This window comes from Nocardia sp. NPDC023852, from assembly GCF_040639505.1.
In the GTDB taxonomy this organism is placed as follows: domain Bacteria; phylum Actinomycetota; class Actinomycetes; order Mycobacteriales; family Mycobacteriaceae; genus Nocardia.
This window is the reverse complement of record NZ_JBFAAB010000001.1, coordinates 196,756-210,946: the sequence shown is the minus strand read 5'-3', so window position 1 is coordinate 210,946 and position 14,191 is coordinate 196,756. Positions and strand designations below refer to the sequence as shown.

Annotated in this window: 13 protein-coding genes; 8 read left to right on the top strand and 5 right to left on the bottom strand. The window is 67.1% G+C overall.

The window, feature by feature from the left end; all coding sequences use genetic code 11:
• Positions 1-10: 10 nt before the first annotated feature.
• Both AB0H00_RS00940 and lon read right to left on the bottom strand, forming a co-directional pair.
• A complete protein-coding gene (locus tag AB0H00_RS00940) occupies positions 11-1,081 on the bottom strand; it encodes a DNA polymerase IV (protein ID WP_357258755.1) in 1,071 nt (356 codons plus the stop codon).
• 133 nt (positions 1,082-1,214) lie between these two features.
• Entirely contained in the window at positions 1,215-3,704 is a 2,490-nt protein-coding gene (lon, locus tag AB0H00_RS00935; RefSeq protein WP_357258752.1) for an endopeptidase La, read from the bottom strand.
• A gap of 299 nt (positions 3,705-4,003) precedes the next feature.
• On the opposite strand from lon, the gene AB0H00_RS00930 reads away from it, so the two are divergent.
• The 8 genes from AB0H00_RS00930 (at position 4,004) to AB0H00_RS00895 (ending at position 10,917) form a co-directional block, all read left to right on the top strand.
• Positions 4,004-4,411 (top strand): YciI family protein, encoded by a 408-nt coding sequence (locus AB0H00_RS00930; RefSeq protein ID WP_357258749.1) that lies wholly within the window; start codon positions 4,004-4,006, stop codon positions 4,409-4,411.
• Entirely contained in the window at positions 4,408-5,553 is a 1,146-nt protein-coding gene (locus AB0H00_RS00925; RefSeq protein WP_357258746.1) for a DUF6596 domain-containing protein, read from the top strand. The genes AB0H00_RS00930 and AB0H00_RS00925 overlap by 4 nt, the downstream gene beginning before the upstream one ends.
• Before the next feature lie 177 nt (positions 5,554-5,730).
• The gene (locus tag AB0H00_RS00920) at positions 5,731-6,207 is read left to right on the top strand and encodes a MarR family transcriptional regulator (RefSeq protein WP_357258743.1); all 477 of its coding nucleotides are present in this window, start codon (positions 5,731-5,733) and stop codon (positions 6,205-6,207) included.
• 158 nt (positions 6,208-6,365) lie between these two features.
• Complete coding sequence (locus tag AB0H00_RS00915; RefSeq protein ID WP_357258740.1) at positions 6,366-7,721, top strand: hypothetical protein; 1,356 nt, start codon at positions 6,366-6,368, stop codon at positions 7,719-7,721.
• 130 nt (positions 7,722-7,851) lie between these two features.
• Positions 7,852-8,643: a TIGR03084 family metal-binding protein gene (locus tag AB0H00_RS00910; protein ID WP_357258738.1), complete on the top strand. Its 792-nt coding sequence runs from the start codon at positions 7,852-7,854 to the stop codon at positions 8,641-8,643.
• 351 nt (positions 8,644-8,994) lie between these two features.
• Complete coding sequence (locus AB0H00_RS00905; RefSeq protein WP_357258735.1) at positions 8,995-9,693, top strand: hypothetical protein; 699 nt, start codon at positions 8,995-8,997, stop codon at positions 9,691-9,693.
• Positions 9,694-9,866: 173 nt separating this feature from the next.
• Entirely contained in the window at positions 9,867-10,334 is a 468-nt protein-coding gene (locus tag AB0H00_RS00900; RefSeq protein WP_357258732.1) for an SRPBCC family protein, read from the top strand.
• A gap of 10 nt (positions 10,335-10,344) precedes the next feature.
• A complete protein-coding gene (locus AB0H00_RS00895) occupies positions 10,345-10,917 on the top strand; it encodes a ribonuclease H (protein WP_357258729.1) in 573 nt (190 codons plus the stop codon).
• 77 nt (positions 10,918-10,994) lie between these two features.
• On the opposite strand, the gene AB0H00_RS00890 is transcribed toward AB0H00_RS00895, so the two are convergent.
• From AB0H00_RS00890 to AB0H00_RS00880, 3 genes are all read right to left on the bottom strand, one after another.
• A complete protein-coding gene (locus AB0H00_RS00890) occupies positions 10,995-11,783 on the bottom strand; it encodes a hypothetical protein (RefSeq protein ID WP_357258726.1) in 789 nt (262 codons plus the stop codon).
• A 133-nt stretch (positions 11,784-11,916) separates the two neighbouring features.
• Entirely contained in the window at positions 11,917-13,095 is a 1,179-nt protein-coding gene (locus AB0H00_RS00885; RefSeq protein ID WP_357258723.1) for an MlaD family protein, read from the bottom strand.
• Entirely contained in the window at positions 13,092-14,183 is a 1,092-nt protein-coding gene (locus AB0H00_RS00880; protein WP_357258720.1) for an MCE family protein, read from the bottom strand. Before AB0H00_RS00880 ends, AB0H00_RS00885 begins: the two co-directional genes overlap by 4 nt.
• Positions 14,184-14,191 lie beyond the last annotated feature (8 nt).

Here is a 14,191-nt window from a genome sequence, read left to right as displayed (position 1 = left end):
GGCGCCACGACTACTCGGGGACGAGTTCGAGCCGGACGCCGAGCAGTCGAACCGGGCGGTCGAGCTCGAACCGATCGATGATGTGCAGCGCGGTCTGCGCGATTCGCGCGACGTCGATGGTCGGTTCGGGCAGCTTCTCCTGCTTGCTGCGGGTGTAGAAGGTGTTCGTGCGCACCGTCACAGACACGCGGGTGGCGACCCGGCCCGCGGCGGCCATCTCCTCGGCGACCTCGGTGGCCAGCCGCGCCACCTGGGCACGGATCTCGCCAGGATCGGTGAGATCATGCGGGAAAGTCTCGGATTTGCTGCGGCCCACGGGAACTCGCGGCTCAGTGGTGATATCGGTGTCGCCCTTGCCGTGGCCGAGCACCCAGAGATACGGGCCGGTATTGGGCCCGAACTCGGCGGCGAGGCGATGCCGGTCCGCTGACATCAGATCACCGACGGTGTCGATGCCGAGGTCGGCCAAGCGGGCGGCGATTCGATTGCCGATGCCCCACAGTGCGTTCGTCGGACGGTGGGCCATCACCTCACCCCAGTTTCCGGCGGTCAGCCGGAAGACGCCCGCGGCGGCGCCGGCGCCGGTGGCCGGTTCGGCCGACGACTTTCCCGACGACTTGGCGAAGCCGGTGGCGAGTTTGGCGGTGAGCTTGTTGTCGCCGATGCCGATCGAGCAGGTCAGGTGCAAACGGGCGATGGCGGCGCGAATCTCGTGTGCGAGAGCCTCCGGATCGTCGGTGTCGGCGGCGAGGAACGCCTCGTCCCAGCCCCACACCTCGACCCGGCCCGGGAAAGTCCGCAACAGGGACATCACCTCGTCGGATGCCTCCTCGTATGCGGCCATGTCCAGCGGAAGGAACACACCGTCCGGGCACTTGCGCTGCGCGCTGCGCAGCGCCATCCCGGCCCGCACGCCGAACGCACGCGCCGGATAGGACGCGCATGTCACCACCTTGCGGGGCTCGGTGGGGTCGCCGTGCCCGCCGACGATGACCGGCAGGCCGCGCAGTTCCGGATGGCGGCGGAACTCCACCGCCGCCTGGAACTGGTCGAGATCGACGTGCAACAGCCACCTGGCCACATGCCGTTCTTACCGCAGTGGTCCGACAAGCCGTCGGATTTCCGGCGGGATCGACCAGTATTCCCCACGGCGGCACACGGCACACGAACGGGCCGGGCGCGGAAACGTTCCGTGCCCGGCCTGGTTCGGCTTGTCAGGCGGTGGCCGCGAACGCCGGGCGTTCCACGGCCGGTTCGGCGACCGGCTCGATGGCGTAGGCCAGGATGTCGGCCACGTCGGCGACGGGGCGGACCTCCACCGCGGCAAGCACTTCCGCGGGGACGTCGTCCAGGTCCGGCTCATTGCGGGCCGGGATGAACACCGTCTTCAGCCCTGCCCGTTGGGCGGCGAGCAGCTTCTGCTTTACGCCGCCGATCGGCAGCACCCGTCCATTCAGCGTGACCTCGCCGGTCATGCCGACATCCGAACGCACCTGACGATCCAGCGCCAGCGACACCAGAGCGGTGACCATGGTGACGCCCGCGGATGGCCCGTCCTTAGGCACCGCACCGGCCGGGAAATGGATGTGGATATTGCGATCCAGTACCGACGGCTCGATGCCGATCTCCTCCAGGTGCGAGCGCACGTAGGTCAGCGCGATCTGCGCGGATTCCTTCATGACGTCGCCGAGCTGGCCGGTCAGGGTCAGCGAGCGCTCGCCCTCGGCGGCGTTGGCCTCGATGTAGAGGACGTCGCCGCCCGCGCCGGTCACGGCGAGACCGGTCGCCACACCCGGCACGGCGGTGCGTTCCACCGAATCGGGGGTGAAGCGCGGACGACCCAGGTAGTCCTTCAGGTCGCCGAGACCGATCGTCACGGATTGCGCGGAAGCGCCACCGTGCTCGGACTTCACCAGCGCCTCATAGCCCAGTTCGGAGTCGTCACCCGAACCGCCCGGAGTAGTTCCGTCCTCGGACTTCACCAGCGCGTCGTAGCCGAGTTCGGGGTCGTACCCCGATCCGGCGGGGACGATTCCGTCCTCGGACAGCCGGGTCGCCGCCTTACGCAGTGCCTTCGCGATCAGCCGCTCCATCTGCCGGACACCGGCTTCCCTGGTGTAGTTCGCCGCGATCTCGCGAAGCGCCTCCTCGGTGATGGTCACCTCGTCGGCGGTCAGCGCGTTGCGCTCCAGCTGCCTGGGCACCAGGAAGTCGCGGGCGATGGCCACCTTGTCGTCCTCGGTGTAGCCGTCGACGGTGATCAGCTCCATCCGGTCCAGCAGCGGGCCGGGGATGGTCTCCATCACGTTCGCTGTGGCGATGAACAGCACGTCGGACAGGTCCAGGTCGAGGTCGAGGTAGTGGTCGCGGAACGTGTGGTTCTGCGCTGGGTCCAGCACCTCGAGCAGGGCGGCGGCCGGGTCGCCGCGGAAGTCTGAGCCGACCTTGTCGATCTCGTCGAGCAGGACGACGGGGTTCATCGAGCCGGCCTCCTTCATGGCGCGCACGATGCGACCCGGCAGAGCCCCGACGTAGGTCCGCCGGTGACCACGGATCTCGGCTTCGTCACGCACGCCGCCGAGGGCGACGCGAACGAACTTGCGGCCCAGCGCCCTTGCCACGGACTCCCCGAGCGAGGTCTTGCCGACGCCGGGCGGGCCGACCAGCACCAGCACCGCGCCGGAGCCGCGTCCGCCGACGACTTCCAGGCCGCGGGCGGCCCGACGGGACCGGACGGCCAGGTATTCGACCATGCGGTCTTTGACCTCGTCCAGGCCGTGGTGGTCGGCGTCCAGGACCGCGCGGGCGGCCGGAACATCGGTGCTGTCCGTGGTTTTCACCGTCCACGGCAGCTCCAGCACGGTGTCCAGCCAGGTCCGGATCCAGCCGGATTCCGGGCTCTGATCGCTGGCCCGCTCCAGCCTGCCCACCTCGCGCAGCGCTGCCTCGCGGACGTCGTCGGGGAGGTCGGCCTGCTCCACGCGGGTGCGGTAGTCGTCGGCACCGTCGGGCTCGTCCTCGCCGAGTTCCTTGCGAATGGCGTTGAGCTGCTGGCGCAGCAGGAACTCCCGCTGGCTCTTCTCCATACCCTCGCGGACGTCTTCGCTGATTTTCTCGGTGATCTCGGCCTCGGCGATGTACTCCTTGGTCCACTCGACCAGGGTGGCGAGCCGCGTGGCCACGTCGGGGGTTTCGAGCAGTTCCCGCTTCTGCTCGGCGGTCAGGTACGGCGCATAACCGGCGGTGTCGGCGATTGCCGACGGGTCGGTCAGCTGATTGACCGCGTCGATGATCTGCCAAGCCTCGCGGCGCTGCAGCACCGAGACGACCAGCTTCTTGTACTCGGCGGCCAGTTCCTTGGTCCGGCCATCCGGTGCGGGAGTGTCGACCGGCTCGGCCTCTACCCACAGGGCGGCGCCGGGCCCGGTGACCCCATGTCCGATCTTGGCGCGCCGTTCAGCTTTCAGGACGGCCGCCGGTGCTCCACCGCGCATCCGGCCGACCTGTTCGATGGTGGCGACCACGCCGTAGGCGGCGTAGCCCTCGGTCAGCCGCGGCGCGAGCAGCACGGCCTCGGTCTTGGCGGCGCGTGCGGCGTCGATCGCGGCCTGAGCGGATTCGTCCAGTTCGATGGGCACGACCATGCCCGGCAGCACGATCGGATCGGTCAAGAACAGCACCGGCAGGTTCTGTGGTGTAGTCACGTGTTCGACCTTCCAAAAAGTTGAGCGATGCCTACTCAACCCCGGCGTTCCCGGGTTTGTTCCGCCCTGTTCAGCTCGTTCGCTTCGAGCGAAATCCGACGCCGGTGTGGCGCAGGGCCCCACCGAGATGCGAGCACCGGCCGACGCGACGATCGATAGGGCCGTACGCAACAAGCGAGATGCCTAAACCATCCTTCCCACCGCGGTCGAGGAGCTGATCCAGCAGCGGGCCGAACGTCAGCGCGCCTGAACCGATCAATCCCGGCCAGAATGGGCCGTAACGAACCGAGGAGACCATCATGGCCAAATATCTGCTGCTCAAGCACTACCGGGGCGCGCCGGCGCCGGTCAACGACGTGCCGATGGACCGGTGGACGCCAGAGGAGGTGACGGCCCACGTGCAGTACATGGGGGATTTCGCCGCGCGACTCGAGGCCACCGGCGAGTTCGTCGACAGTCGAGCGCTGTCCCCGCAGGGCACGTTCGTCCGCTCCGACGGCGACGGACGCCCTCCTGTCACCGACGGCCCGTTCGCGGAGACCAAGGATCTGATCGCCGGGTGGATGATCATCGACGTCGAGACCTACGAGCGGGCGCTCGAGCTGGCCGGCGAGCTTTCCGCGGCTCCGGGCGCGGGCGGGAAGCCGGTCCAGGAGTGGCTCGAGGTACGACCGTTCCTCACCGAGTTGCCCACGGTGACCGAGTGAACGAGTCGCTGCTGCGCGAACTCGTACCCTCGGTGATCGGAGTCCTCGTCCGCCGCGGCGCCGACTTCGCCGCGGCCGAGGATGCGGTGCAGGAGGCGCTGATCCGGGCACTGGAAACGTGGCCGGACAATCCACCGCGCGATGCCAAGGGATGGCTCGTCGCGGCCGCATGGCGCAAGTTCCTCGATGCCTCCCGGGCCGAAACATCCCGGCGGGGAAGAGAACTCGCCGTGGAGGTCGAGCCGCCGGCCGGTCCGGTGCCCGCCATGGACGACACGCTGTGGCTGTATTTCCTGTGCGCGCACCCTTCCCTGTCCCCTGGGTCGGCCGTCGCATTGACCTTGCGCGCTGTCGGCGGCCTGACGACCCGGCAGATAGCCATGGCCTATCTCGTCCCCGAAGCGACTATGGCGCAACGGATAAGCCGGGCCAAACGGCGAATCACAGGGCTGCCGCTCGACCAGCCCGGTGACCTCGCGACAGTGCTGCGTGTGCTCTACCTCGCCTTCAACGAGGGCTACAACGGGGACATCGACCTGGCGGCCGAAGCCATCCGCCTCACCCGCCAGCTCGCCACCTCGACCGACGCGCCCGAGGTCTCGGGGCTCCTCGCACTGATGCTGCTGCATCATGCTCGCTGTGCGTCTCGCACCGGCCCGGGCGGTCGCCTGGTGCCGCTCGCGGAGCAGGACCGATCCCGTTGGGACACCGGCCTTATCACCGAGGGGGTGGCGATTCTGCAAACCGCGTTGGCCCGCGACCAGCTGGGCGAATACCAGGCCCAGGCCGCGATCGCCGCCTTGCACGCAGATGCCCCGAGCACCTCCGAGACGGACTGGGTACAGATCGTGGAGTGGTACGACGAACTGCTACTCCTCACCGCCAGCCCGGTAGTGCGGCTGAACCGCGCAGTGGCGGTCGGTGAGGCCGACGGACCCCGAGCCGGACTGGCCGAACTGGCCGAACTGGACCCAGCGCTGCCCCGCCACACCGCAGTCCGGGCCTACCTCCTCGAAGGCGCCGGCGATCTCGAGCAGGCCGCCGCCCTGTACGCCGAGGCAGCCCGCGCAGCCACCAATGTGCCTGAGTGCCATCACCTCACCCGCGAGGCAGCCCGGGTGCGGCAGTTGCTGCATTCCTGAGCCCGGTTGTCGCAGAGCGACACTCGACTTTCCCGGTAGGAGCCAAGCCCCCCGCACCTGCCGCCAGGCGGTCGTTGGCACGATCCTGCTCGGCCAGAGTCGCGGGCGCCGGGGATCTGTCGAGCAGCTAAATGTCGTGTGATCTGATTACACAACATTTAAAGGAGGAGGATCGGCATGCGACCCGCTGAGGAACTGCGCTATCTCACCTTGGCCATTCAGCGTGAGGGAAATCGAATACTCTCCGCGGATCTGCGGCCATTGGGTTTGACCCCGTCCCAGGCCGAAGTTCTCAGGGTGCTGACCGATCATCAACCACTGACGCTCGCCGGGCTCGGTGAACTGCTGGTCTGCGAGACCGGTGGTAGCCCGAGCAGGCTTGTCGATCGGCTGGTCACCTCGGGCCTCATCAAGAGAGAGGCCGCGCTCGACGATCGGCGCCGGATCACGCTCACACTTACGGCGGAGGGAGAACAACTGTCGTCGAAAGTCGCGGAGATCGAAGAACGGCTGTATCGGACGATCGACGAGGTCACGGACGGCCAAGCCATCGAAGGGGCGCTCGAGCTGATGCGAGGTTTCGCCCGCTATTTTCCTGCCGTGCGAGCCGTCGGCCGCCGTGCCATCCTGCGGATCGCCGAGTCGCCCAGTTGATCCTGCCGCTCGCGCGTTCACGTCCCCGGACGTGCCGCTCGAGAACTGCCGACATGGGTGCCCGCGCCACGTTGACACCCCTCCAACGCAATGAGAGTGTGGGGGCCTCGATATGTCATTCCGGCGGTTCCGTCGGCTCGCCCCAGGGAGTCCCATCGATGTCGTCGCTCGCCGCCGGCGTGTTTATCGACTGGGAAGGGTTGACCGGACGGTCGAAGTTCGTCGTCGACCTGATCACGTTCCCGATCTTCAGCTCGCTGGCGGGCTGGCTGACCAACTGGACCGGCGTGCTGATGCTGTTCTGGCCGGTGCGGTTCCGCGGCGTCCGCGTTCCCGGCCTGCCCGTGCTCTATCCCTACTTCCCGCGCCGGGTCCAGGTGCTGCCGACCTTCTCCGGTGACGGGCGTCGCCTCGGATTCCAGGGATTCATCCCGGCCCGCGCGGAGAAGATGGCCAGTATCTGTGTGGACAAGGCGCTGATGCGGATCGGCAGCCCCAAGGACTTCATCCACGAACTCGACCTGGACGGCATCGCCGACTACATCGCGATTCTCGCGCGCGAACAGGTGCAGTCGCTGGTCGACGAGCTGATGTACCGGGAGAATCCGGACCTGTGGCGCACCGTGCCGCGCGCCGCCAAGCAGCTGATCTACCAGCGGGTGGATCGCGAATTGCCCGCACTGTCGCGCCGGGCGTTCGAATCGCTCGGCGACAACGTCGACCAGCTGATCGACATCAAGAGCTTCGTCATCCGCTACCTGCGGGAGAACCCGTCCATCCTGAAGGATCTGACCACCACGATCGCGGCACCAGAGCTGCGGTTCATGGTGCGAATCGGGTTCCTCGGTGCGCCGTTCGGTCTCCTACTGGCCCTCTATATGCATGTGCACCAGCACATTCCGGTGATCGGTTCGGTGCCGGGCTGGGTGATCGTACTGCTCGCCTCAGCGGCGATCGGCGTGATCGTGAACGTCATCGCCGTGAAGATGGTGTTCGAGCCGGGCGACCCACGGCCGAGGTACAAGTATCCGTGGAAACAGGCACTTCTCGCGAAGCGGCAGCCGCAGGCGGCTACCGACCTCGCACACATCCTGGCCTACCAGGTGTTGACCCTGCCGAATCTGTCGAAGGAGCTCCTGGACGGCCCGAACGGGGACAAGACCAGGCAACTGCTGGAGCACCTCATCGCCGACGAGATCAACCGCCAGCTCGGGCTCACCACCTCGTTCGTGCGGGCTGCGCTCGGCCGCCGCCAGTTCGACAATCTCAAGGTTGGCGCTGCGGGTGCGGCAGTCGGCCTGGCGCCGAGCCTGGTCGAGGACGAGGAATTCACGCTCGAGCAGGCGAAGACCATTGACGAATTCGCCACGCGCAAGCTCCGGCGGCTGACGCCGGGGGAGTTCATGGAGATGTTCTACGCGTCGGTCGAACAGGATGCCTGGCTGCTCTACCTGCACGGCGCGGCCCTCGGTTTGGTCGTCGGCACCGCGCATCTGGTCATTTTCGGCTGGTAGCCGGTCCGCGCACCGCGCGGCCGCAAGGACGGGGAAAATACAAGCACGCACGCTTGCATTTTTCTCGGCCCGCTGCGAAGCTGAACCGGAAGGCACCCGAGGCGGTGTGCCCCGATCGGGAGGGGAACGGATGGCTGACCTCGAAGTGCTACTCGGCGATTTCGCCGCCGAATGCGCGGATTTGGAACGGCTCGTCGCCCCGTTGGCACCGGCGGACTGGGCGCAGCCGACCCCGGCGGCCGGCTGGACCATCGCGCACCAGATCGGCCACCTGGCCTGGACCGACGAGGTCGCGACCATCGCCGCCGCGGACGCCGACGGCTTCCAGAAACTGATAGCCGATGCGGGGCCACGTGCGCTCACCTTCGTCGATGAAGCGGCCGAGGAAGCCGCGGCCGCACCACCCGCCGAACTGCTCGACCGGTGGCGGCACGGACGCACAACCTTCACCGACGCGCTGCGCGCAGTGCCCGTAGGCGTCAAGCTGCCCTGGTTCGGTCCGCCGATGAGCGCGGCTTCGATGGTCACCGCCCGCATCATGGAGACTTGGGCGCACGGGCAGGACGTGGCCGATACCCTCGGAGTCGCAAGGACTCCCACCACGCGCCTGCGCACCGTGGCGCACATCGGCGTGCGGACCAGGAACTTCGCGTACACGGTGCGCGAAAAGACCCCGCCCACCGAAGAATTCCTGGTTGAGCTGACGGCGCCCGATGGTGCGATCTGGTCTTGGGGTCCAGAGAAGGCCGTGCAGCGAGTAATCGGACCCGCAGTGGACTTCTGCCTGCTGGTGACGCAGCGCCGCCATCTCGACGACCTCGCGATCGAGGTACATGGCGAGGACGCCGCCGAATGGCTCAGCATTGCACAGGCTTTCGCGGGCCCGACGGGAAAAGGCAGGACAGCGGGCCAGTTCGCCTGACCCGCTGACACCCGACCCGGTCCGAAGATCCGGGAGCGGGCGAGCGCCACACTTGGGTGCGCCGTTCGTGTCGACGGCCGGACGCCATTGGCCGGGTGTCTCAATGTGGCAGTCGAGAATGACGCTCGCCAGCTACGCGATTGTTTACCCGCTGGTGTGCCGTCGGAAACATTCATAGGCCCTGGCATCGGTTCTCGACCGTCCGGCGCGGTAGCCCTGGCGGCACATTGTGATGCCGATCTCCCTCACGCACTGTAGCCACCGGCCACGCCGGTAACCTGGATAAGCGTGCGACTTCCGATGATGCGGGTCGTTCTGTCGAGGAGCAGCAACGCAGACAAAGGACGCATCGTGACAGCACACAGACCTGCCCAGTTCGCACGGCACGCCACCATCGTGCTCGCTGCGGCCACCAGTCTCAGCCTGACCGCCGTCGCGGGTGGGTACATCGTGCACCAGATGGCCGATGCGCAGCGCCCCGACAGGGAGCTCGCCGCACCGGTCGCTCCGACCGGGGCGAAGGATACCCACCGCGGCGGTCCGGTCGGCTCCGATCCGAGGCTGACCAGCCGCAGCTTCGCGCTGCCCGCGGCGTACACGCGACAGCTGGCAACCGAACCGACACACGCGGAGCCGCATAGCGATTCGACCCAGCGCACGCCGACGAGTCGGGGCGGCAAGGTCAGGTTGGGCAACGCCTTTGTCGAAGCGCGGATCGCCGAGGCCGAGACGGACACCGTCTCGGTCACCGTGGGCACCAACGCGTTCGCTTTGCTCACCGGCTACCTGCCGACTCCAGTGCCGGAACAGCTCGGCGCCGCGCCGTCGGCCGTGACCACGGTGCGCACCGATCTCGACATCCACCACGGTGAGGTGCGATTGGCGTTCTCCGACCCGACCCTCGGCGAGCACGATCTGCGTCTGAGCCGTTGCCCTGAGCCCGCGGCAACTCCGGAGAAGACACGCCCCACAGGCATGAGTTCCGAGCCTGCCGGCCTCGAGACCACGGTTGCGCTCCCGGGCGGCGCCGACCACGCAGTCGCGGTGTAACCCGATCGCGGACACCTCGTCGACCAGCTTCGAAGGCGGCGGCTCGCACCCGAGCTCTCGAGCAACCGTCCAGTCCATATCTGGCAATACGTCGTACCAAATTCCGGTCATCCTCTCGAATAAAGAGGAGAGCTGTAGTACTTTTAACGCCAGTCGTGGGACAGGGAGGGCCTATGGGCCACATCAAGTACGCGAGTGACGTCGGAGCGCCGGTAGAAGTGGCATTCACTTACACGGACAACCATCTCTTCGTACCGAACTGGATGTTCGGCATCGCGAACTTCGAGCCGACCGGCGAACTCGACCGCGGCCTCGGCGCAGCCTTCGCCGCCCGTCTCGGGCTCTGGCGACAGGCCGTGACATGCGAGATCACCGAATACCGCCGCAACGCGGTGATCGGGTATACGCTCCGTGGGCGTTTGACCTGGACGTTGACGCTGCGCTTCGACCCGCTCGGCTATGGGCGGTCGGTGCTGACGTCCGAGGCGGAGTACAGTCCACCCCGCGGATTCATCACCGGGCGCCTGTGCGCCGGTCCGGTGGATGCCGCCGTGAAGTCGGCACTCCGCCGCACTGAAACCCAATTGCGAAGGGAGATAGAGGAATTCCACGGTACCGATCTTGTCGGTCGGATTGCGTAGGGTGCCACCTATGATCATCGTGAGCACCGACGGATCCTGCCTCCGCAATCCCGGCGGCGCCATCGGCTGGGCTTGGGTCAATCATCAGGGCTCCTCGGCGAGCGGAGGAGCCGCGTCCGGAACCAACCAGGTCGCGGAATTACGTGCGGTACTGGAAGCGATTGTCGCCCATTCCGGGTCCGAACCCCTTTTCATCGAAAGCGATTCGCTGTACGCGATCAAGTGCGCCTCGGAGTGGGTGTCGGGCTGGCGGGTCAACGGCTGGCGCACATCCGCCGGGGGTGCCGTGAAGAACGTCGAACTCGTCCGGCAGATCGACCGGGCCATCGCGAGCAGGCCGGGTCCGGTCCGGTTCCGCTGGGTCCGTGGGCATGTCGGCAACTACTTCAACGAGCAGGCCGACGCGCTGGCCGGCGAAGCGGCTCGACGGGCTGCGGCCACCGCGGCCGTCGCCGAGGTGAACACCGTGGAGATCCCCGCGGTGACTGTGGAAGAAGCGTCGGCGGCGCCGGAAGCGCCGAAGGACAAGGCCGCGGGGAAGGCGGCCGCGCCGTCGGCGCCGCAGACATTGACGCTGTTCTGATCCGCTCGCGCGGATCGCGAAGACTGCCCGAATAGCCTCCGGCGGTGGTGGCTCGGCCCACCGCCGGAGGCACTCGGCTAGTTGCCCGGCTGCGGCGCGGGCTGGCCCGACGGCGCGGGCTGCTGGCCGTTGCCCGGCGCGGGCGCACCAGGCAGGCCGTTTCCCGCCCCCTTCAACATAGGCGAGTCGAGTTTCTCGACCAGCCACTTGTCACCCGACTTCTGCAGCTGGGCGATCACCACCACAAACTGCCGCTCCGGGTTGGGCTGGGTGAAATTCGTTCGGTACTGCGTCAAGGTCACCAGCACCTTGGCCGAGGTCTGGTCCCCGGACTGGTAGCCGCACTGCACGTCGTCGGCCCAGGACTTGACCTGCGCCTGGACCATGGCATCCCTGAGCGCCTTGGTCGCGTCGTCGAACTCCTTCAGGAACTCCCCGGTCGCGCCGGCCTTCACCGTCGTGAAGTAGTCGTCGAGGTTCTTCGAGTAGTCGTAGACGGAGACGTCCTTGCCGAACTTGCACGCGGCACTGGTCGAATCGCGGATCGCGTCGAGCTTGTCACCGCGGTCCTTGCCCTGCAGGAAGAACACGACGACCGCCGTGATCGCCGCCACCGCGAGCACACCGGCCACGAAGGCAGCCACCAAGGGCAGCGAAGTGGATCTCTGCGGCGTGGCGGGACGAGCGCCCCCCTCGGGTTCGCTCTTCTTGTCCGTCTTCTCCTTGTCCGCCTTCTCCGCCTTGGACTCCTCGGCCTTCGCGGCGGCGGCATCCTCCGATTCGGCGGTCACCTCGTCGGTGGCCTCCTCGTTGTCGGCGGCCTTGGTCTCGGCGTCCTTGTCGGTCTCGGCGTCGTCGCTAGACATCGATACAACCTGCACTTTCCCGACGCGCGTCGGCGCGCCGATTGGCTGACCGGCCCGCAACAGAGGCGAACCGTAGGCGTTCAACCGGCGAGTATGCCCGGCCGGCGGGATGGCCACCGGGCCGGGTACGAACTCACCGCACCGGAGGAAGGGTCCGCTCGTTCGGATCCACACCCGGCGGCATGTGCGCGCCGTTGTTCGGCACATCGGGACGCGGCGCGTTGGCCGCGCCACGGATCAGTTGACCCGGCGGCGGGTTCTCGCAGTAGTTCCACTTCGGAATCGTGCCGTCCTGCACGACCTCGTTGCGGATCTTCGGAGTGTTGTAGGTGCAGAACGGCCGCGGCCAAATGTCGACGATCGCGTGGAACTCACCGTCGTGCGCCGGGATTCCGAGCGCCTCGCCGCCGAGTGCGAGCGAGGGGAACAGCGCACGCAGCGCGGGTAGCCGCAGCTGCGCCGCCTTGGTGATCGCCTGAAAGTTGGTCGCCAGGCTGGTGATCGGGTCGGCCGTCTTGTCCAGCACCGCACCGAGGCTGGTGAGCTGGCCTGGCGCCTGCTCGAGTACGCGCTGCAGCTCCGCGTTCGCGTCGTTGAACTGCTCGAACAACGTTCCGGAGTTGCGCGTCAGGGTGGCGAGATCCGGCTGCGCGTGCGATGTGGTCTCGGAGATGGTGCGCAGGTTGGTGATCAGGTTCGTGGTCTGTGGCAGCAGCGAGTCCAGGCCCGCCGCGGCCAGGCTGATCCCGTTGACCATGCCGCGCAGTTGATCCGGTCCACCGCTGAGCGCGATGTCCAGCTCGTTCAGGATGACCTTGAACTTGCCCGGCTCGATCTGTGCGATCAGCGCACTGGAGTTGTCCAGCACCGACCACACCGGCGTCGGCGTGTGGATCTTCTCCGGATCGAATTGGATCACCGCGCCGTTGGCCAGGTACGGGCCCTGTTCCGCGTTCGGCCGGAAGTCGATGTACTGCTCACCGGCGCCGGAGAGCGCCTGCACCGCGATCGCGGTGTCCACCGGGATCTTGTACTTCGACTCGATCTCCGCGGTTGCGGAGATGGCCTGGCCGCGGTCGGTCAACTTGATCGAGGTGACCTTTCCGATCCGCCATCCGCGCAGGGTCACGTCGTTACCCGGTTGCAGGCCGCCGGAACGGTCCAAGTTCACGGTGACGGTGTAGTTCGAGCGCAGCGGATTGATCCGCATAACATTCACCATCAGGTACGCGGCCCCGACCAGCAACACGAGAATCAGGCCGAGATTCGACAGCAGCAGCTTGCGCCCGAACAGCTTGGACAAGAAGGTCATCGGTGCCCTCCCGTCACCCGGCCGTACACCAGTTGCAGCACCTGGATCAGGCTGCCCGCGAAGTCCTGCAGGTCGTTGAGGTCCGGAAGCCTGCCGTGCTGCGGATCGGTGAGCGCGCTGAGGTCGAGATTGGTGGCGGTCGCGTACACCGCGAAGCTGTTGCCTCGGAACGTCGCGTCCAGCTTCGGCCGCAACACCCTCATCCGCTCGAGCAGCACCCCGAAGCCGTCGCCAGTTCTGGCCAGTGCGTCCATCAGCTGGCGGGTGTTGTCCAGCAGGCTGCTCAACTGCTGGGTGGTGGTGTCGGCGTAGTCGCCGAGGGCGGCGCTCGTGGTGGACACCTTGGTCAGCAGTTCACCGATGGCCCTGTTGTTCTCGGCGATGGCACCGATCATCTGCGGAAGCGTGTCGGCAACCTCGCCCAGCTCGGCACGACGCGACTCGATGGTCGTCGCCAGTGTGCTGAACTCGTTGAGCACGCTGTCGACCCGGGCGGTGTTGTCGTTCAAACTGCCGACCACACCGGTCATCTCGGTGATCAGGTGGGACAGCTGCCCGCCACGCCCGCCGACGATCGAGTCCAGCTCCGCACCCAGCTTCGACAAGCTGGCGATGCCGCCGCCATTGAACAGTAGGGAGACCGAGATCAGCAACTGCTCGACGGTCGCGCCCGCGGACGTGCTCTCCAGAGTGAGCGTGTCGCCGTCGTGCAGCGTCTGCGTGCCGGGCTCGGTCTTGGGCTTGGACACCGCGACGAACACGTCACCGAGCGGGGTGGCCTGGCGCAGTTCCGCCGTGCTGCCCTTGGGCAGCTCGATGTCCTTGCTGATGGTCAGATCGACAACCGCCTGGAAGTTCTTGGTCTTGATGTTGGAGACCACGCCGACGTCCGAGCCGCCGATCTTCACCTTCGCCTGGTCGGGCAGGTTCAGTGCGTTCTCGAACACCGCGTGCACGGTGTAGGTGTCCCCGGACATGCCCGGCTTGGGCAGTGGCAATTTCTCCACCGTGAGCCCGCAGCCTGAGGTGACGCCGACAGCGGCCACCGCTGCGGCGGCGACCAGCGCCCTGCGTGCCTTGATCGTCATGCGATACG